At 42.4% G+C, this 21,543-nt stretch carries 14 protein-coding genes; 5 read left to right on the top strand and 9 right to left on the bottom strand.

The genetic code is table 11. The features are described 5' to 3' along the window. Positions 1–166: 166 nt before the first annotated feature. The gene (locus HC643_RS02530) at positions 167–1,327 is read left to right on the top strand and encodes a DNA cytosine methyltransferase (protein WP_038071681.1); all 1,161 of its coding nucleotides are present in this window, start codon (positions 167–169) and stop codon (positions 1,325–1,327) included. Here the strand turns inward: HC643_RS02530 and HC643_RS02535 are convergent. The 6 genes from HC643_RS02535 to HC643_RS02560 all read right to left on the bottom strand — a co-directional run bounded on the left by HC643_RS02535 (position 1,284) and on the right by HC643_RS02560 (position 6,809). After that, positions 1,284–2,039, bottom strand: coding sequence for a hypothetical protein (locus HC643_RS02535; protein WP_038071679.1), 756 nt, complete (start codon positions 2,037–2,039; stop codon positions 1,284–1,286). The two genes, HC643_RS02530 and HC643_RS02535, sit on opposite strands and share 44 nt — an antisense overlap. Beyond that, complete coding sequence (locus HC643_RS02540; protein WP_038071702.1) at positions 2,023–2,268, bottom strand: helix-turn-helix domain-containing protein; 246 nt, start codon at positions 2,266–2,268, stop codon at positions 2,023–2,025. Before HC643_RS02540 ends, HC643_RS02535 begins: the two co-directional genes overlap by 17 nt. A 76-nt stretch (positions 2,269–2,344) precedes the next feature. Further along, on the bottom strand, positions 2,345–2,998 hold the full coding sequence (locus HC643_RS02545) for a hypothetical protein (RefSeq protein WP_038071677.1): 654 nt from the start codon (positions 2,996–2,998) through the stop codon (positions 2,345–2,347). 249 nt (positions 2,999–3,247) lie between these two features. After that, a complete protein-coding gene (locus HC643_RS02550; protein WP_038071673.1) occupies positions 3,248–3,460 on the bottom strand; it encodes a type II toxin-antitoxin system HicA family toxin in 213 nt (70 codons plus the stop codon). Continuing rightward, on the bottom strand, positions 3,457–3,657 hold the full coding sequence (locus HC643_RS02555) for a type II toxin-antitoxin system HicB family antitoxin (protein WP_038071672.1): 201 nt from the start codon (positions 3,655–3,657) through the stop codon (positions 3,457–3,459). Before HC643_RS02555 ends, HC643_RS02550 begins: the two co-directional genes overlap by 4 nt. A gap of 707 nt (positions 3,658–4,364) precedes the next feature. Next, on the bottom strand, positions 4,365–6,809 hold the full coding sequence (locus tag HC643_RS02560) for an HAD-IC family P-type ATPase (RefSeq protein WP_038071669.1): 2,445 nt from the start codon (positions 6,807–6,809) through the stop codon (positions 4,365–4,367). 460 nt (positions 6,810–7,269) lie between these two features. On the opposite strand from HC643_RS02560, the gene HC643_RS02565 reads away from it, so the two are divergent. Beyond that, the gene (locus HC643_RS02565; RefSeq protein WP_050046094.1) at positions 7,270–10,512 is read left to right on the top strand and encodes an efflux RND transporter permease subunit; all 3,243 of its coding nucleotides are present in this window, start codon (positions 7,270–7,272) and stop codon (positions 10,510–10,512) included. Positions 10,513–11,048: 536 nt separating this feature from the next. On the opposite strand, the gene HC643_RS02570 is transcribed toward HC643_RS02565, so the two are convergent. Beyond that, positions 11,049–11,594 (bottom strand): NADPH-dependent FMN reductase, encoded by a 546-nt coding sequence (locus tag HC643_RS02570; protein ID WP_038071667.1) that lies wholly within the window; start codon positions 11,592–11,594, stop codon positions 11,049–11,051. Positions 11,595–11,986: 392 nt separating this feature from the next. Here HC643_RS02570 and ftsH point away from each other — a divergent pair, with 392 nt between their 5' ends. Further along, positions 11,987–13,897, top strand: coding sequence for an ATP-dependent zinc metalloprotease FtsH (gene ftsH, locus HC643_RS02575; RefSeq protein ID WP_272899690.1), 1,911 nt, complete (start codon positions 11,987–11,989; stop codon positions 13,895–13,897). 26 nt (positions 13,898–13,923) lie between these two features. On the opposite strand, the gene HC643_RS02580 is transcribed toward ftsH, so the two are convergent. Then, positions 13,924–14,736 carry a M23 family metallopeptidase gene (locus tag HC643_RS02580; protein WP_038071648.1) on the bottom strand — a complete coding sequence of 271 codons (813 nt, stop codon included), beginning with the start codon at positions 14,734–14,736 and terminating at the stop codon, positions 13,924–13,926. 306 nt (positions 14,737–15,042) lie between these two features. On the opposite strand from HC643_RS02580, the gene HC643_RS02585 reads away from it, so the two are divergent. Further along, entirely contained in the window at positions 15,043–15,432 is a 390-nt protein-coding gene (locus HC643_RS02585) for a hypothetical protein (protein WP_038071642.1), read from the top strand. Positions 15,433–15,576: 144 nt separating this feature from the next. Here HC643_RS02585 and HC643_RS02590 read toward each other — a convergent pair whose 3' ends face one another. Then, a complete protein-coding gene (locus tag HC643_RS02590; RefSeq protein WP_038071640.1) occupies positions 15,577–16,863 on the bottom strand; it encodes a glycosyltransferase family protein in 1,287 nt (428 codons plus the stop codon). A gap of 649 nt (positions 16,864–17,512) precedes the next feature. Between HC643_RS02590 and HC643_RS02595 the strand changes: the two genes are divergently transcribed. Continuing rightward, on the top strand, positions 17,513–21,499 hold the full coding sequence (locus HC643_RS02595; protein WP_050046095.1) for a magnesium chelatase subunit H: 3,987 nt from the start codon (positions 17,513–17,515) through the stop codon (positions 21,497–21,499). The last annotated feature ends 44 nt before the right edge of the window (positions 21,500–21,543 follow it).

Genomic DNA, 21,543 nt, shown 5'->3' on the forward strand with positions numbered 1-21,543 from the left:
TGGTAACATCTTACCTGGGTTGGTTTTGCTGAATTTACCCATCACTCCAACCCTTCTCTTCATAGGAGAAGGGAGTTTGTACTTTTAAGGAGAAGTAGTGAGGAGAGTTTACAAACATTTTTAAAATCAGTTGACAATCTCATTTGAGTACTATAGTATTCAAAGTATGATGTATAAGTTAATTGATTTATTTGCTGGTGCGGGTGGATTAACTACAGGATTTCACTTAGCAGGGTTTGAATCTTTGTGTGCTGTTGATATAGACACAAAAGCTTTAGCAACCTATAAACTTAACTACCCAAACACTAAGATTGTCAATCAGGATATAAGTAAAGTAGATCCTTCAGAACTACGTTTATCGCTTAACTTGAAGCAAGAAGAACTAACAGCGTTAATTGGTGGTCCTCCTTGTCAAGGTTTTTCTAAAAACATTCCTGCTCGCGAACGCAGTCTGAACGATCCTCGCAATCAACTGTACAAAACTTTTTTGGAATTTGTACAAGAGTTCAGACCTCTTTATGTCGTTATGGAAAATGTGTCTGAAATCTTGAAGGCATATGATGGTGTAGTTAAAAATGAAATAACGGAGCAACTAAAATCGTTTGGGTACAAAGTTGTTTCAGCTTCCTTAAATGCTGCTCATTATGGAATACCGCAAACTAGAACTAGGGCATTTTTTATTGCTAGTTTGGATAAAATACCCTCCTTTCCCACGCCAACACATTATGAAAATACTCGGAGAGATCGTAGCTCTGTAAAATTGTGCGATCGCCAGATGAATTTATTCGATCTAGATAGTTCTTCAATGGTTACAGTGAGAGATGCAATTGGAGATTTACCACCATTAGATGCAGGGCAAGAATATGTTGATGGGGATTATCCATCAACTCCACAAACCTCATACCAAACTATAATGCGTAATGAGAGTACAAAAATTGTTAACCATATTGCCCGTACTTTAACTCCGATTCAAAGAGCAAGAGTCTGTCTTCTAAAAGAAGGGCAAGATGCAAGAGACTTACCACCAGAATTAGCTCCTAAGAAACATTATAGTGGAGCTTATGGAAGGCTTTACTGGGATAAACCAGCAAAAACAATTACAAGATGGATGTTTCATCCTGGTTCTGGTAGGTTTTTTCATCCTACGCAAAATAGAACTATCACAATACGAGAGGCAGCCAGATTGCATTCTTATCCGGATAACTTTCACTTTGTTGGGTCATATACCGATATGGCTTCTCAAATTGGTGAATCTGTTCCTCCGCTGTTAGCTAAAGCAATTGCTATATGTTTGCATCAGAATTGTTATCAAAAAAAGGGTTATTAATTTGCGATTGTAAAGCAGCAAGGATAGTCGTTACATAACGCTCGAGTATAAGACGAATTCGTTCAATATTAATACGAACAGCGTTGGTAAGAATTGTTCTTGCTTTGAAAAGTTGTTTTTGATTTTTGTACCATACTAAATCTGTTTTTCCTGCTATATTTCCTTGCAAACCTACTCCTTGTTTCCCAGAAATTTTATTGACTGTCCAAGCCCAAGAAAATGTAGTTGAATCGAGTGGCTCAAGTTCATATTCACAATAAACATATTCAGTACCTTGTATATTTTTTAAAAGTATACCTTCGTAACTGTTAATAACTCTTTGTAATGACTGGCTTGTTAAAATCTTTTCGTTCCAATGTTGAATAATAGCTTCTCCTAATTCTTGTGGTGAAGATTGTTCAGTAAGACCGGGAAATCCAAGTTGATTAGCTTTTTTAATCACATCTGCTCTCTGAATTACAAAAAAAAATGTGTTTCCTGATGTGAAATTATTAAGTTGAAGCGATTTCAAAGACCAACCAGTCTGAGTCGTAATATCAACAGCATCATAAAGAAGTTTGGTACGTCCTAAAGCTGGATCGGAAAGAGGAATATCTTTTACGTAATGAAAAATTGCTTCCCAAGCATAATCTTCTATTGAGCCAATAACCGGAGATGCTACAGTAGCGATTATGCCTTTCCTTAATCTGTCTATTTCATTGTCTGTCAACACTTAAAGATTCCTCTACGGCTCGGAAAAATTCGCTCATGGTTGTATTTAAAGCATTAGTAATATGGTTGAGAACCCTAACAGATGGGCTTTTCAAACCGCGCTCTAGTTGGCTGATATACGTTCTGTGCAGACCTGTCACTTCTGCCAAATACTCTTGAGACCAGCTTTTTTCTAGACGACGGCGTTGTATTTCTAACCCTAATATTTGATCTAGTTGACTAGGCTGCATAATCAAGAACATTAAGGCTTTGAATACAAAAGTGCTACAGACTATAGTATTCAATACGATTCTACAAGGTGCTGTATTAACTTTCAGGTAACTTACACCTTAAAGAGTTAAAAACTGTCTCTGCTTTTTGCACGCCATCCTCACCATGAGTCAATAGAATAACAAAATAACGGTTGTTGCCAATTACCACACTCGTTTTGTAACTAATAGTAAACTGACTTTTGGCATCGTCTGGTAATTTCGTTACCCCTTCTTCCACAGTTACCTGCGTTGGTGAACCACAAAGCTTTTTAGGTTCTGACCTCGAAGTAGAGACTTGAAAATTATCTCTGTCTCCGAGAAACGTGCTATCTAGAATTTGCTCAACTTGCTTTTTGTCTGTTTGCGAATCAATGACCACCCTAGCTACCAAAAGCCGTATATCAGGATTGTCACCGTTACTGGTAATAAGTGCTATTTGCGCTCCTGCTAACTTTAAACCAAGTACACCTTGAGAACCATCTGGAAAGCTATAGTTCATAATACTCCTAGCTATAGCTTCTGCTCTTTGTGGCTTGAAAGCATTTGTCGTAAATTGAATCGCTAGCCCGGTGATACCAATCATGACTAGAAAAATAGCCCCAAAAAACACAGAAATTATTTCTAGTAACGTAACTTTGTACTTGGAATTTTTTGGTGGTAAGACTTGGTTCATTTGAGTTTGTTCAGGAGCTATGCGGTTCAATTCCATCCACGGGTTGGTTGATATCTAGTTTGTAATATCTAGATAAAACTTGTTTAATCGCGGTTCTATAATGTTCTAGTTTATCCATTGAACAATAACCTCTTTACTGAAATGGACAATAATGCTATGGCGGAAGCTATTGAAGGAGTATCGCATCTGTATACCTGTTAAGATTGGGTAAGCGAGCCATTGTGACTGTACAATCACCTGATTAGAGATTTTTTTGTGGTGGAGAAAGCAGCTTTCTTGAGATAATTATTCTTCCAAATCTTTTTCCGTAATTCCCGCATCTTTCATGATGCTTTTCAAAGTTCCTATTGGCAAATCTCGATTACTATGAACGGGTATGGAAAGGATGGCAGGAACATCTTCTTTGGCATAGATATGATGACTGCCAGTTATTCGCTTCAACTCCCAACCATGCCGTTCCACTACTTTACATAGAGCCTTACCAGAAATAGCTTTCATATCGATAGCTCAACTAACTGCTTCTCTGGCTCAATTTCTTCCCGCTCACTTGCAACTTCTAACCAACCTTGAACAGCGTCCTGTAACATCTCTAGCAAGTGTTCGTAGCTCTCTCCCCAAGTATGACATCCTGGTAATGCAGGTACAGAACCACACCACACTCCATTTTCTTGCCAAATAACCGCTTTAATTTTCATCTAAAAACCTCCGGGAGTGTGGAAACCGCGCACCTTTAGGTCGCGGAGGAAACACGACACGAGCTAATTTATTAGCCGTCCCCTTACGGGGTTGGATAAGCAGAGGAGTAGTGCCTATCCACTTCCCTGTATGCCGGGAACACCTTGCTACTCCAGTAATGTGAGCCTTGCCAAAGTTATCGGTCGGTACCCTTACGGGTTCGGCAATATCCTGCGACGGGAAACCCGTCTTCAGATTTGCCTCACTATCCAAACAGCACTGTCTTACCCCTCGTAAAACTGGTTAACCATTTGGTTGTAGAGCAGCGAACTGGCATCACGTATTCGCAGGTACGAACTTTAACTCTTGCCGATAACGTAGTCCAGTTAAGGACTTAAGCGGGTCAGCTACCTAAAGGCAGAGGCACGAAGCCCCGTTTCTTCAGAGCGGGGTGCTGACAAACTATCCATCAGTCTGTACTCATGAATTTTAACGCATTGGGCATTTTCTGTGCTTCCACTGTAAGACAAACACATTTAAATTTTGAAAGTCATATGCAATAAGAGTTTTAATTCCTTAGCACTCGCATTGAGTATGCTTTTTTTATAACAGCATAGTACTGGCTCCAAAATGCGGTTCATTTAAATAGATAGTCTTCGGTTGGAAAAGGAATAGTCGTTTCGCGAATCGCAAAAAATAATTCTAGACTCGCCTTTACAGTACGATATTACTCCAAATCAACCCCCAAAAAGCGGTCTAAAAATCGCGTGCGCCACATCAACCGTACAATGAAACTCCACTCTATAGCAACTAACCCCAACCACAAGCAATTGATAGGTGAAATTGGTGCTAATTCAAAAAATTCCCGGATAGGAGAAATATATAAAATTAATAAATAGGTAATAATAAGAATTCCTGCTACGCTGGTATAACGCCAGTCGCCATTGAGAGGTTCAGCGGCTACCCATGCTGTTGTAGGCGGTTTTAGAAAAGGAATTAATAGGAGTTCGCAAAATACCAAAATGGTCACAAGTGCTGTGCGAGGAATTTCATAATCAACCCTAGCAATTCCAGCAGCTGGTGGTAAATCGAGTATGGCACTGACTAAGTAGAAAAGGTAAACAATCAAAGCTACCAAAGTGATGGACAAACTTGCGGGAATAATAAAGTGGAGAATTGAACGCACCATGCTTTGTTTTGATTGTTCTCCCGGTTGCGCCCAAACAGGAATAAACATGGTGGGAATACCAACGCCAACGAGAGTGACAATTGCACTGTGTTTGTTCATCAACGGGAAGCTATCGGAGACAATTGCTGTGGCAAAAATAAGTAGTGCGACACAGCAAACTCGCACCATAAAGAGTTTCATGACATCACGGATACCATTGCGAATTCTTTGCCCTTCTAAAAACGCAGGAGGTAGTGCTTCAAAGGAATCTTTTAGCAAAACTATATCGGCAATACCCCTAGTTGCTTGAGAGCCGCTTTCCATAGCAATCCCTAAATTTGCCATCTTAAGGGAGAGGACATCGTTGACTCCATCTCCTGTCATCGCAACGTAATGTCCTGCATCCCTAAGACTTTTAACAATTTTAGCTTTCTGTTGCGGCGCAATTCTGCCAAACACATTATAACTAGAAGCTGCTTGAGCAAATTGGACATCATTCATTTGCTCTAATTCAGCACCAGAAATCAGCTTGATTTGTTCGCTAAATCCTGCTTGTAAAGCAATGGCTGCTACTGTTTGAGGATTATCTCCAGAAATGATTTTGACTGCAATTTCTGCTTGGGTAAAGCCTTGTAGTGTTTCACTTGCTCCTTTTCGCAAGCGATCGCTAAAACTTAAGATCCCGATCGCGCTAAGATCTGGTGGTAAGGAAGGAGTGTCATTTGCGCCCAGAGAAACAGAGACGGGGCTGCGAGCAAACAGCAGAACTCTTAACCCTTGGTTAATTTGCTCCTGAATGTAATTTTTGGCTGTTGCGTCTAAGGGTGTAGCAAGTGATAAAACTTCCGGCGCACCCAATACATATGTACCATCTCTTTCTGTATCGTCAAAGACGACCGAACTCCACTTGCGATCGCTAGAAAAAGGAACTTCGGTTTTGATAAGCTTGGTATAACCGGAGCAACCGTTAAGAATAGCGTCTGTTGTGCGATTGCCTGACTGAGTACTTGCAGCATAATCACCGAGTATAGAGCGAAGATCCCCTACAGGAACTTCTATGGGGTAAAGGTCGTGCAATTCAATTTGATTGGTTGTGAGCGTTCCGGTTTTATCAAGACACAACACATCAACATTACTTAAAGACTCTACAGCATTAGTTTGCTGGATTAAGATATTTTTTCCCAACATTTGAACCGCACCCATGACATAGGCAAGTGTAATTGCAATTAAAAGCCCTGCAGGAATTAAACCTGCAATGACAGCTGCTCTTTGAACAATTTCATTTAATGATTGAGAGCGAATAATAAAACTAATTGCAATTAAAATCCATAAAAAACAGGCGAGAAGTAAAAGTACCCGAATAATTAAGTTAATTTCTTGCTGAAGTGGCGTGTAAACTTGACGAAACTGTCTTGCACCAGCCATAAGTTGGTAAGCAACTGTTTCAGTACCTACCTTCTGCGCTTCATAGCAAGCACGTCCGCTGACACAAAAGCTACCAGAGTAAACTTCCTGTCCTTCCATTTTTGGAATTAAATCTGATTCACCTGTCAGCAGTGACTCATCAACTTCAATTCGTCCTTCACCAACAATTTGACCATCTACTAGAATTTGTTCGCCAGGATAAAGTAGGAGAAGATCTCCCAAAACAATTTCCCTCGGATCGACAGTATATTCTTTGCCATCTCGAATGACAGTTGCTACAGGGCGAGTTAGCAGAGCAATTTTATCGAGTTTTCGCTTTGCCCAAATTTCTTGGCAAATACCAATAACGACACCACTAAAAATTATAACGGCTACAAAAATAGCATCAGAAGGGCGTTGTAAAAACAGAAAAACACCGCTAATGGCAAAAAAAACCGCGTTGACAAAAGTAAAAAGGTTCTCGCGTAAAATTTGAACGTAAGAACGGCTAGTTGGCAGTTTAACATTATTGCTCTTTCCTGCTGTGCGCCTTTCTTTGACTTCTTGTTCGCTCAACCCTTGGAGCTTAGATATCTGCATAAATAATAGAAAATAGAAATTTTAGATTTTAGATTTCGGATTTTGAATTGAAAGCTTTGTATTTAATACTGTTTCAAGCTTGACCTACAATACCAACTTTTCTAAGTTTTGTATAATTTGAGATAATGCTCCTTTTGACATCAGTGAAATCAAATGAGGTAAATAGTGGGTCTTAATGAGTTAATAGACAATAAGTCAAACTATTGTTTCATGTGGTTTCAAGGTTCATAGTTCTTTTACAGTAAGTCTTGATGTTTTTGCTAAAATCGTCAGAGTAATTACACAGTTTATTTCCTCCTTAGGTAACCACAAATTTATATCTAAAGATAGATTTATTATTTGGCATTTTTTCTGTTTGTCAAGAACAGGTTAGAAGCAGCGACACTTGGGAGTCAGCAAATTGCGGCTGGGAACCAACGAGCTCGTGCTGCGTATACCAACCATCGGTGACTGAAACCTTATGATTTTTTCCCTCTCTGGCTCCTTTATCAAACGACCTGTCTTTGCAACGGTTTGCTCTATCATCATTACACTACTTGGGATAGCTTGTATCCCGACATTGCCAGTTGCTCAGTATCCGGAAATTGCTCCTCCCGTAGTTACCGTAACTTCAAACTATGTTGGAGCCAATGCAGAAGTCGTTGAGTCTACTGTAACTAACATTTTGGAGCAACAACTCAATGGTATTGAGGGCGTGCGATACATCAAATCTACAAGCGCCAATGATGGAACGAGTAGCATTAACTTAACGTTTGAACTGGGGAAAGACCAAGACATTGCTGCCGTAGACGTACAGAACCGGGTGTCAACCGTTCTATCGCGGTTACCGGGACCTGTAACCCAAACAGGCGTACAAGTCCTAAAAGCTAACAATAACTTCTTGTTAGCAATTGGGATTTACTCCGATCGCGATGAAAGCAAAGGAAAAGATATTTACAACGATACCTATCTCAGCAACTACACTGACCTTTATATTGCAGATGCCATTAAACGGATCAAAGGTGTCGGTGATGTTCAGATATTTGGCGAGCGGAAATATGCCATGCGCCTTTGGCTAGACCCCAATCGTCTCGCCAGCCGAAATTTGACACCTCAAAATGTTATTACAGCACTTCAGCAACAGAACTTACAAGTCGGTGCCGGACAAATAGGACAACCTCCAACTCAATCATCACAGCAGTATCAGTATGCTGTTAACGCTCAAGGAAGACTCAAGGATGCGGAAGAATTCAACGAGCTTGTGATTAAAACTACGGAAGATGGGACGCTTATCAAGCTCAAGGATGTCGGTCGGGCTGAGTTAGGAGCCGAAAACTACAGTTCTTTGCTCAGATTTACTTCTAGCGATCGGGTAACGCACCAAGGCGTGGGATTGGGTATTAACCAGCAAGCTGGTAGCAACGCACTGGATACAGCCGCAGCAGTCAAAGCGGAAATGAAGCGATTGGCTGAAAATTTCCCTCCAGGTATACACTATGAAGTCGCTTTTGATACTACTACTTTTATCAAAGCAGGAACTGAAGAAGTTATTGTTTCTTTGTTTCAAGCAGTTGGTTTAGTTGTCCTCATTGTTTACCTATTCTTGCAGAATTGGCGTTCGGCATTGGTGATTTCACTGGCAATGCCTGTAGCGCTTCTCGGTACGTTTATCTTCGTCAAACTCCTGGATTTTTCTATCAATACCCTGACTCTATTCGGTTTAACCTTGGCAACAGGTCTGGTGGTGGATGATGCGGTGGTGATTGTAGAGGACATCACTCGTCGCATTCAAGACCAGGGACTTAAACCTGTGGAGGCGGCGATTCAATCTATGAACGAGCTGTTTAGCGCGGTGATTGCTACCTCTGTTGTATTGATTGCAGTGTTTGTACCAGTTGCATTTTTCCCCGGTACAACCGGACAGCTTTACAAGCAGTTTGCGCTGACGATCGCATTTTCCATCACCATATCCACCTTTAACGCGGTTACCTTTACCCCAACACTATCTGCGATTTTGCTCAGGCGAGGTCAGGTACCAAATAACTGGTTTTTTAACAGTATTAACTGGGCGATTGATAAAACTCGCCAGATTTACAGTCGCAGCATAGTCTTGTTAACTAGGTTGAAGTTTGTCGTTTTAGCACTGTTCTCAGGTGCTTTGATACTGACCTATTGGATCTACAATATCGTTCCAGCAGGTTTTATTCCAGATGAAGATCAAGGTATTTTTATCACCCTCGTTCAAGCACCAGAGGGTGTGTCTCTCAACTACACTCAAAATGTGTTAGAAAAAGCAGAAGCAATTCTCAAAGAAGTGCCAGAAGTTCAGCAAATTTTTGCAGTTGGTGGTTTTAGCTTTAGTGGTTCGACGCCCAACAACGGTTTGATATTTACAACCCTGAAACCTTGGGAAGAGCGCCGGGAAGCAAATCAATCTTTGCAAGCGATTATTGGTGGATTTTTTCCACAGCCTTTTGGATTACTGCCTAAAATGTTGGGAATTCAAGAAGCCACTGTGATTCCATTTAATTTGCCAGCTATTAATGGTATTGGTAACTTTGGTGGTTTTGAGTTTCACTTACAAGATAGGGAGAATTTAGGATTTGATGCAATGGGGACAGCCCTCAATAGCTTGGTTGGTCGAGCCAGTACTTACCCATCTCCCGAACAACCTCAAATAAACGGTTTGCGTCCCAACTTCAACGCCAACACACCGCAAATTTCTGTAGAAGTCGATCGCACCAAAGCCAATGCCCTTCAGGTTCCTGTTGAAGATATTTTCAACACCTTGCAAGTTTTTCTTGGCTCGACCTACGTCAATGACTTTAACCAGTTCAATCGAGCTTACCGCGTTTATGTTCAGGCAGACCAGGCATTCCGCTCAAACCCAGAGGATATTAAAAAGCTGTACGTGCGTTCGCAAACAGGTCAAATGATTTCCCTAAGCAATTTAGTGACAATTAAAGAAGTCATTGGTCCTTCAGTGATTAGCCATTACAATCTGTTTCGCTCGGTGGAAATTAACGGTTCCCCAGCACCTGGTGTAAGTTCGGGACAAGCTATCAAAGCAATGGAGGTATCTGCTCAAGAAACTTTGCCTAAGGGATTTGGCTATGAGTGGTCCGGGCTTTCTTTAGAAGAAATTGAATCTGGCGGACAAGCTCTCTTTATCTTTGGTTTGGGTGTTGTCTTTGTCTTTCTCATACTAGCAGCACAATATGAAAGCTTTGTCGATCCATTTATTATTTTGCTGACTGTTCCGTTGGCAATTTTGGGTGCGTTAATTGCTCTTATTATCAAAGGTTCTGCTAACGACATTTACACTCAGGTTGGATTTGTCATGTTGATTGGTATGGCAAGTAAAAACTCAATTTTAATTGTGGAATTTGCCAACCAACTTCGGGAACAAGGTTTGGGTATTACAAAGGCAGCGATCGAGGCTGCTAAGGAGCGTTTGCGACCCATTTTAATGACAGCTTTCTCCACAGTTGCTGGTGGTATTCCACTTTTGGTCGCAACAGGTCCTGGAGCTGCTGCTCGTCAATCTTTGGGAACAGCAACTTTTGGTGGAATGTGCATTGCAACTGTTCTGAGTCTATTTGTTATCCCAATCTTGTACATTATTATCAAGAATGCAGAAGTTTCTTTTGGAAAACGCGATCGCACAGTTGTAGCTGGTGAGGAAACTGTTATAGCAACCAATGACCAGCGACCAAATGCCTAATTCTTTGACTGGTTTGTCCTGAGTCATTCTCTTATTTAGGGAGATTGTTTGAAAAGTGGGTAGCTGTGATTTTAGGCACTCAGCGATCCCCCCTAGCCCCCCTTAACAAGGGTGGAAAATATTCTTAAAGCCCCCTTAACAAGGAGGAAAGGCTCTTAAACTCTTCCTTTAAAAAAAGAGGGAAAAGCTCTTAAACTCTTTCTCAAAAAGAGGAAAAGACTTTTAAACTCTTCCTTAAAAAAGGGAAAGACTCTTAAAGTCCCCCTTTTTAAGGGTGATTTAGGGGGATCTTGAATGTTTTTCTACTGATGAAAGGACTTTTCAAACATCCTCTTAACTGCAAGAATCTATTTTAAACTCATTGTATCTGCTCAATAAATTGGGGTAGGACAAAAAATAAATTAAGAGAGAGTTAACGCAATTACAAGTAACACAGCAACTTGCTTTGATGGGAGCGATTTCTTAGAGTTTGGAAACGGAGATTTTCACAAAATTGCTAAACTTTGTTTCCATCTTGTTAAAGTATCACCTCTGGATTAATTAACTCCTCGCAACTTGCGCGTATTTTCAACCAAACTCTGAGCGAATTGGTCAAAGCGTTGTGAAAGTTTCTCATCTAACAGTTTACCCTCAGGGCTAAAAGCTTTCCACGCTTGTCCGATCGCTATTTGTTCCGGAATGACCCAACCGTGAACCCATCTCATGATGATTCGTAGATCGTTCAGGGCATTACTGTTGGGTTGTCCGCCCAAAATACTGATAAGCCCGGTCACTTTACCAGACAATTGATCGAAACTCATCAAATCAAGGGCATTTTTGAGGACACCACTGACGCTACCGTGATACTCTGGTGTTGCCAAAATTAACCCATCAGCTTGAATGACCGCATCACGCATGCGCTGAACATCCGGGTAATCTGGATATTCCTGCTCGCCATTACAAAACGGTAACTGCATTTGCCGCAAATCGATAATTTCAACCTCCGCACCCAAAGCTTCGACTCTTTGTGCAGCTATCTTCAAACCAACTTGCGTGTAAGACTCTGTTCTTAAACTGCCACCAATTCCAACAATTTTTACCATAACGAACTCTCAATCTCTTAATTTATTAAGTAGCCTTAATCCAAGGTTAGGTTTTTGCAAAGCGTAGTCATTACGAGTATGTTTATATATTAGCTTATAGACCAGCCAGTTGTGACAAAACGTGTAAAATTTCAATTGGTAGAGAATTGTTTGCTATTGAGAGTGAGTTTTATTCTGTTTGAGGAACTGTAAGATCCAAGGGCGAATCAGTGCGAAGTTAGGGATCTCAGATACAGGAATTTGTAAAGAGTAGACGTATGCAAGAGAAAAACTTGGGAATGGTTTTTTGTGGAAGCTACACTAGACAATTAGACACCAAAAAATTATTTGCTAGAAGAACAGCCATAAAAATGAGCGCTCAGCTTCTGCCAGCACAAAAAGGGTAGTTATTTATGAAAAAGGTTGAGAAAAAAACATCGATGAAAAAGCAAACAGCAAAGCGAGCTGCCTTGACTGGAGCGCTGGCTGCCAGTTTGCTCGTCTTGCCTAGTTTATCGGGAGGAGCTTCTGCACTGGCACAAAAGGCAGAACGCGACTCTCAAGCCCTATCTTATGGCGATTTAATCCAGAAAGTTCAGAGTGGAGAAATTGCCAGAGTAGAGCTTGATGAAACCGAACAGGTCGCGAGAGTGTATTTAAAAGACCAAAAGCCAGATACACAACCACAGCAGGTGCGGCTTTTGGAACAAAATCCAGAGTTAATTAACAAACTCAAAGAAAGGAAAGTTGAGTTTGAGGAAGTTTCTTCTGCTAACAGTAGAGCGGCTGTCAGCCTTTTGATTAACTTAATGTGGATTTTACCACTCGTGGCTTTGATGCTGTTGTTCTTACGCCGCTCCACAAATGCTTCGAGCCAAGCCATGAATTTTGGTAAATCAAGAGCACGCTTCCAAATGGAAGCAAAAACTGGAGTGAAGTTTGATGATGTTGCTGGTATAGAAGAAGCGAAAGAAGAACTGCAAGAGGTTGTCACTTTCCTCAAACAACCTGAAAAATTCACCGCTGTTGGTGCGCGTATTCCCAAAGGAGTCTTGCTCATTGGACCACCAGGGACAGGTAAAACACTTTTAGCAAAAGCGATCGCAGGTGAAGCTGGAGTACCGTTCTTTAGCATTTCCGGTTCGGAATTTGTGGAAATGTTTGTTGGGGTCGGTGCGTCTCGCGTGCGCGATTTATTTAAAAAAGCAAAAGAAAATGCTCCTTGTCTAATATTTATAGATGAAATTGACGCTGTTGGACGGCAAAGGGGTGCAGGAATTGGCGGTGGAAATGATGAACGGGAACAAACCCTCAACCAACTGTTAACGGAAATGGATGGATTTGAGGGCAACACGGGGATCATTATTATAGCAGCCACAAACCGTCCGGATGTGTTAGATGCTGCTTTGCTCAGACCCGGAAGATTTGACAGACAGGTCATCGTAGATGCCCCAGACCGTAAAGGTCGCCTTTCTATTTTACAAGTTCATGCCCGAAATAAAAAAGTTGACCCATCTGTTTCCTTAGAAGTGGTTGCGCGTCGCACGCCCGGTTTTACAGGAGCAGATTTGGCAAACCTTTTGAATGAAGCTGCTATTTTGACAGCACGCAGGCGAAAAGAAGCAATTACACAGCTAGAAATTGACGACGCTATTGACCGTTTGACAATTGGTTTAACTCTCAATCCACTGTTAGATAGCAAGAAAAAGCGGTTGATTGCTTACCATGAAGTTGGACACGCTCTTTTAGCGACACTTTTAGAAAATGCTGACCCACTCAATAAAGTGACTATTATTCCTCGTTCTGGAGGAGTTGGTGGTTTTTCACAGCAAATTTTGAATGAAGAAATGATTGATAGCGGGCTTTACAGTCGGGCTTGGATGATGGACAACATTACCATGACCTTGGGTGGAAAAGCAGCAGAAACAGAGGTCTTTGGAGAATCTGAGGTCACGGGTGGTGCGAGTAGCGACTTGAAAGTTGTGGCTAATCTTGCACGCAAGATGGTAACAATGTACGGAATGTCAGAACTGGGGTTGGTGGCTCTTGAAAATCAAAACAGTGATGTTTTTCTCGGTCGCGATTGGATGACCCGCAATGATTATTCAGAAGAGATGGCTACCAAAATCGACCGACAGGTTAGAGAAATGGCAAGTATATGCTACCAAGAAGCCCGTCGTATTATTCGTGAAAACCGTCCTTTGGTAGATCGGTTGGTGGATTTATTGGTTGAACAAGAAACAATCGAGGGCGAGCAATTCCGCAAGATTGTTTCGGAGTATACTGAGTTGCCAGAAAAACAGAAGATTGTGGTGTTTGGCTAATTGTTAGTTGTTACCCCAACCACTAACTAATAATTTGAATCCTGTTGAAGTTTAGACTCCTCAATTACGACTTGCGATTGTTGGGGAGTCCATTTTTGTGATGATGCTCTTGCAACTTGTTGCTGTGAGAACATTGCTCGCAGAACGACAGCGGGATCTACATAGTTTTTGGCATATTTTAATCCCCAGTGAAGGTGAGGACCTGTTGTACGCCCAGTCATCCCTACCCGACCAATCCTGAATCCAGCTGGGACTGGCTGACCTTCCCAAAGTTGAATACCTCCGTCTCGGTCTATGAGGTATCGCCGACCACTTGCGCTTTCTACGTGTCCTTCCATATGGCAGTAGGTGTGTTCCCACGGACCGGATTCAATAACAACGTGAGTACCGCAAGCGTTGCGATCGGCTACCTTACTCACTCTACCAGCCCACCAGTTGCGAATGTAACTTCCTTGTGGTGCGGCTATATCCAAGCCACTGTGAAATTCCCACCGGGAACCACCAGTTGCTGAGGGGCGATATCCAAATGCTGAAGTGTAGGCCTTAAAATTTTCCACGGGGAAAGAAGCGGCTAACCAAGTGTTATTATTTGTTGCTTGTAAGCTTGATTTTGGCTGAATTTGGCGCGGTGGGGTCGCATCTGGTGTGGATGAGCGTGGTATTCTTGCTATCGGAGTCGGAGAGGAACTGTGTGAATCTCGCTCGGGGATTGAAATAAAGGAAAACGCATTAACGTTTTTATTTTCCTTGGGCAAGAGAGTATTCAAATTAGCAATACTCAATCCAGATACAAATAGTGTGACTACAGAAATTGCTACTGTTTGTCGCCACTGACTCATTTTAAAATTCCTCTAAGCGATGATTTATCTGTAAATTAGTAGACAGAAATTAAACGCAGCAGAAGTTTCAATCTGATGGTCGATTGTTATTGACATCTGCTCGCTTTTACCCTGTATGCCGTAATGAAAAATGAAAATCGTCTTATTTTTGTTTTTTCCACCGAAATATATTACCAAAAAACCTTCCCAATGGTAGAGTGAAAAATAAGTAAAAATGCTGATAAGTTATCACAATACCTTTGGTGAAAAAGTAGATTTGGCTTCGATAGAAGCAGAAAAGCATCATCTACAGTACCTTCGGAAGCCATGTTGACTGAAATACTGCCTTTTAGCCTTGAGTTCGATAAAATAGCGATCGCAGGAACGAGTTTGTGGTCGCTAGCGTTGTATTTGGGATTTTCGACCGCCAGTGAATGGGTAACTCTACAACTCAACAGCTGGTTTAACTTTGCAGAGCGCTCCCTCTACATGAGCCAATCGGAATTTGAAAAAACTAAAAAGGCAAGGGAATCTCAAAATGCCCTTTATGCTTCGCTTTTTAGCATTCTGCCTTTTTTAGTACTTGGCGGTTTGTGTAATTGGGGAATAGAAGTTAGCTTGGGTCAAAGTTGGTCTATCAGCATGGGAATACTGGCTTGTATCGGTTCGGGAGTTTACGAACTTGGACGGCGCGATGGAAAAAAGGATGAAGGATGAAGTATGAATTATGAATTATGAATTATGAAAAATATACTTGGTTAAGTATGTTAGCTACCGCAACTAACACTCCCCTTAGTCCGACTCTTCGTAAGCAAATCCCGTAACCAGTTTTGTCGTTCAGCATTCATAATTCATAATTCATCATTTCTCCAATTCTTCTTTTACCAAGTATGCTAGCTTTTTCGCTGCACCGGGTTCTCCTCGAATAGCGCGTAACTTGGCTCGCATCTGTTCTAATTTTTCTGGATTATTTAGATAATCTATGACCATTTCCCCAACTTCTTGAGGTTGAAGTTTTCCCACTAATTCTGGTACAACCATTTCTTTTGCCCAGATATTAGGCCAAGCTAATAAACCCAATCTTCTCAGTGCTAACCAGTTAATCAATTTGGCAAAACTCGAGCCAATCAAAGGCATATTTGCTAGAAGCCCAGGTAATCCATCCCAAGAACGCATGGCATCTAGCTGTTGTGTTGGTAGTAAAACAATCATCGGTACAGCCAAAGAACCAAGTTCAGCTGTGTTTGCGCCTACGGTTGTTAAACAAATACTGCACTTAGATAATATACCGTATGCTGGCGTCTCAGTATGCAGTTCGACGTTTAAGCCCGTTTCTGTTTTGAGGATAAAGACTGAAGATTGGGTATTGGAAATAGGTTTGAGAGAAGCGCTATTAAAACCAAAGGTTTGAACAAAAGTGTTTTTCTCAGGATCGGCAAAACTTGCCAAAGTTTCCACATCTAAAGTCGGTGCAACGGGAATCAAAAATTGAGATTGCGGTCTTTTTGCCTTCACATATTCGGCAGTTGCCAACATGAAAGGGACTCCCTGTGTCAGTTTTGCAGCCTTCGATCCAGGAAGCAAACCAATCAATTCGGGAGAAGACAAGGGAGATGGGGTAGACACGGTAGACAATGGAGGAAATTCTACCTTGTCCTCCCCTCCCTGGGCTTCTGCCATTAAATCGCCAATGACGGTGAACTTATGAGTATATTTTTGAGGGACGCGTGCTGCTACTTCGGGCTTCATCACTCCAAAACGGTCTATTAAGTTACACCATCGTGCTTCCCATTCGGCATAAACAACTGTACGGTATCCCAACCTTTTGCCAAGAATAACCGGGAAAATTTGATCTCCACCTAAAAAAACAATAACACCGCACTTGCGCCATTCCCAATTCTCAAAGGTTTTTCCCCAAAGCAAAAAATTCCAAAAATGTTCTGCGGCTTGGACTCTATCGACTTCGGGAAAAGAGCGGGCTATTTCTGCTTCTTTACCACTGGAGTTGGGACAGGGTGACAAGATGATAGAAATCCTAATTTGTTCGCGGTTATTGCCCAATTGTTGTCGTAATTGCTTTACTACTGGGCGTACCCAAGTTGTGACTTCTCCAGGTCCATTTGAAAGAATTAAAATATCGGCAGTCATTAGGGGAGTATGGGGTATAGGGTAGGGGCATAATGCCTTAAGGTAGAGAGATCTCCGACTTCTTGATTGGGATGCTGTTGGTGAATCATGGGTCTCACGCCTTACCTCATTCCAGTGGCGCAGCCACCGGATTCCCTTGAGAGAGTCTCCACTTCCTGTACTCGTCTGTCACGCGAGCTAAAGCCTCGCAGACTGCATTCCCAGCCAAAGTTTGGGTTTTGAGAGATAAGGGAGCGTTGAATGAGGGATGTCACCCCTATGGATCGGCTGTATTTTTGAAGAAGTCGAGCATCTTGCACCATTGTCATTATTAAGCAAATATTTGTTCCGTTATTGATTAATTACTAATTAGCTATATACAAAAATAAAAAAAGAACGATTAATTCTCTACACAAAAATACCCAATCCCGAAAAAGAATTGTTGCAAAAAATTAACAAATAGTGAGTAGATACTTCTAATAATTGTCAAACAAGTTTACAAAATATTGCATTTTTTATATCATTTTGTGTCAGATAGACGACAAAATGCCCTACTAATAAGCATTTTCTGGTAAAAAACTGATATTGCCGACCAGAGGAAGAATCGATTGGCAAATTTGCCAAAAAGTTCTTTCTGTCAGAGAACACGCATCAAAGGAGCCTAGGAAGCATGTTCACTCACGTCAAGTCCACCATTAGACACATAGCCCCCAACCAATTGCAGGGGCGTCACTTAATTAAGGTGGTCTATGTCGTGTTAGAGTCCCAGTACCAAAGTGCATTGTCACAAGCGGTTCGGGCGATTAACGAAAACAATCCCAATCTGGCGATTGAAATCAGTGGTTATTTAATCGAAGAACTCCGCGACAAAGAGAACTACGAGGAGTTTAAAAAAGATATCGCAACTGCCAATATCTTTATTGCCTCACTGATTTTTATAGAAGACTTAGCCCAGAAATTAGTAACAGCAGTAGAACCATACCGCGATCGCCTTGACGTAGCCGTTGTGTTCCCCTCAATGCCTGAAGTTATGCGCCTAAATAAAATGGGCAGTTTCTCTTTGGCACAGTTGGGGCAATCTAAAAGTGCAATAGCACAGTTCATGCGAAAGCGCAAGGAAAAATCCGGCGCGGGTTTCCAAGATGGAATGCTAAAACTGCTAAGGACATTGCCGCAGGTGCTTAAGTTCCTGCCAATGGATAAAGCACAAGACGCCCGAAATTTCATGCTCAGCTTTCAGTACTGGTTGGGAGGGTCTCCAGATAATCTGGAAAACTTCTTACTCATGCTGGCAGACAAGTACGTTTTGAAAGGCGTTGAGACGAGAAATAGAGAGTCCGTACAGTACCAACCACCGGTAGTGTACCCAGATATGGGGATTTGGCATCCTCTTGCTACCACAATGTATGAGGATGTGCGAGAGTACCTGAATTGGTACAGCAGCCGTCAGGATATCTCTCCGGATCTCAAGGACCCTTTAGCACCATGTATAGGGTTGGTCTTGCAACGCACGCACCTTGTTACTGGTGATGACGCTCACTATGTAGCGATGGTACAAGAACTCGAAGCAATGGGAGCAAGGGTTGTTCCAGTGTTTGCAGGAGGATTGGACTTTTCCAAGCCTGTAGAAGCATTTTTCTACGAACCCACTCATAAAACTGCCTTGGTGGATGCTGTTGTATCTCTAACGGGCTTTGCTTTAGTAGGTGGACCTGCACGTCAAGACCATCCTAAGGCAATTGAGGCGCTGAAGCGGTTAAACCGTCCTTACATGGTGGCATTACCCCTCGTCTTCCAAACTACAGAAGAATGGCAAGATAGCGATTTGGGATTGCACCCAATTCAGGTAGCATTGCAAATTGCGCTTCCTGAGTTAGATGGTGCGATTGAACCAATCATTCTATCAGGACGTGATGGCACAACAGGGAAAGCGATCGCACTGCAAGACCGCATCGAAGCAGTCGCACAACGCGCTCTTAAGTGGGCAAATCTACGCCGCAAACCAAAGTTAGACAAGAAAGTTGCTATCACTGTGTTCAGTTTCCCACCAGATAAAGGGAACGTGGGAACGGCTGCATACCTAGATGTGTTTGGTTCCATTTACGAGGTCATGAGAGCACTCAGGAACAACGGGTATGAAGTGCAAGACTTGCCAGAAAACGCTAAGGAGTTGATGGAACAAGTCATCCACGATGCACAAGCACAGTACAGCAGCCCCGAACTTAACGTTGCTTACCGGATGTCGGTTCGCGAGTATGAAGCACTCACGCCTTACTCCCAACGATTGGAAGAAAACTGGGGACCACCACCAGGACATCTCAACAGCGATGGTCAAAACTTGCTGATTTATGGTAAGCAATTTGGGAACGTTTTCATTGGGGTTCAGCCAACTTTTGGTTATGAAGGCGACCCAATGCGGTTGTTGTTCTCCCGTTCTGCAAGTCCCCACCACGGTTTTGCGGCTTACTACACCTACCTAGAACAAATTTGGCAAGCGGATGCAGTGTTGCATTTTGGAACTCACGGTTCCTTGGAATTTATGCCAGGGAAACAAATGGGGATGTCTGGAGAATGTTATCCAGATAACTTGATTGGAACCATTCCCAATCTTTATTACTATGCAGCTAATAACCCGAGTGAAGCAACAATTGCCAAGCGCCGCAGTTACGCTGAAACAATTTCTTATTTGACTCCTCCTGCAGAAAATGCTGGATTGTATAAGGGTTTAAAAGAACTCAGCGAGTTAATCGCTTCTTACCAAACTCTCAAAGATAGCGGACGGGGTATTCCTATTGTTAATACCATCATGGATAAATGCCGGATGGTTAATTTGGATAAGGACATAGCCTTACCAGAAATGGATGCCAAGGATATGAGCGGTGAAGAACGCGATAATATCGTTGGTTTGGTGTACCGCAAGTTGATGGAGATTGAATCGCGACTGTTACCCTGTGGATTGCACGTCATAGGGAAACCACCTTCTGCAGAAGAAGCGATCGCAACTCTCGTTAACATTGCCAGCCTAGACCGTCCTGAGGAGGAAATTCTCAGTCTTCCCCGTCAAATCGCAAACAGCGTAGGACGCAATATTGATGAAGTTTACCAAAACAGCGACAAAGGCATTTTAGAAGATGTCCAGTTGCTGCAAGATATTACAATGGCAACCCGTGCTGCTGTTTCTGCCCTTGTCAAAGAGCAAACAGATGCAGAAGGACGAGTTTCCCTTGTTTCCAAGCTCAACTTCTTCAATATGGGTAAAAAAGAACCTTGGGTAGAAGCGCTGCACAAAGCAGGTTATACCAAGGTAGATGCTACAACCCTGAAACCGCTATTTGAGTATTTGGAATTCTGCTTGCAACAAGTTTGCGCTGATAATGAATTGGGAGGATTGCTCCAAGGTTTAGAAGGTGAATATATTCTTCCCGGTCCCGGTGGTGACCCCATCCGCAACCCAGATGTATTGCCTACAGGGAAAAACATCCACGCCCTTGACCCCCAAGCTATTCCCACAATGGCTGCGGTACAGTCCGCAAAAATTGTCGTAGATCGATTGCTAGCAAGGAATAGGGCAGAAAATGGCGGTCAATATCCTGAAACCATCGCTTGCGTGCTTTGGGGAACCGATAACATTAAAACTTATGGTGAATCCCTAGCACAAATCATGTGGATGGTGGGAGTGAGACCGGTTCCCGATGCATTGGGACGGGTAAACAAGTTAGAACTGATACCTTTAGAAGAGTTAGGACGCCCCCGCATTGACGTGGTTGTTAACTGTTCTGGAGTATTCCGCGACTTGTTCATCAACCAAATGAACCTGTTGGATCAAGCAGTGAAGATGGCTGCAGAAGCGGATGAACCTGTAGAAATGAACTTTATCCGCAAGCACGCCTTGGAACAAGCTGAGGAAATGGGGATTAACCTGCGCCAAGCAGCAACTCGCGTGTTCTCCAATGCTTCTGGTTCCTACTCATCCAATATTAACTTGGCAGTAGAAAACAGTACTTGGGAAAGCGAAGCTGAATTGCAGGAAATGTACCTCAAGCGCAAATCCTTTGCTTTCAGTGCCGATAACCCCGGTACGATGGAAGAATCAAGGGCTATTTTTGAAAAGACCTTGAAAACCGCTCAGGTGACTTTCCAAAATCTTGACTCTTCCGAGATTAGCTTGACGGACGTTTCCCATTACTTTGATTCCGATCCTACCAAGGTCGTTGCTAGCTTGCGGGGTGATGGTAAAACACCAGCATCCTATATTGCGGATACAACTACAGCTAACGCACAAGTCCGTACTTTATCAGAAACTGTACGTTTGGATGCTCGTACCAAGTTGTTAAATCCCAAGTGGTACGAAGGTATGCTTTCTCACGGTTACGAAGGTGTGCGAGAACTCTCCAAGCGATTGGTCAATACAATGGGTTGGAGTGCAACCGCAGGTGCTGTTGATAACTGGGTTTACGAGGATGTCAATACCACGTTTATCAAAGATGAAGAAATGCGGAAGCGTTTGCTGAATCTTAACCCCCATTCATTCCGCAAAATGGTTTCTACTTTGTTGGAAGTGAACGGTCGCGGTTACTGGGAGACGAGTGAAAACAATTTGGAATTGTTGCGCGAGTTGTACCAGGAGGTTGAAGACCGGATTGAGGGAATTGAGTAAGGTCTAATCGTGCAGTCCCCATATGTAGAGACTAGCATGGCTAG

Source organism: Tolypothrix bouteillei VB521301 (assembly GCF_000760695.4).
In the GTDB taxonomy this organism is placed as follows: domain Bacteria; phylum Cyanobacteriota; class Cyanobacteriia; order Cyanobacteriales; family Nostocaceae; genus Scytonema; species Scytonema bouteillei_A.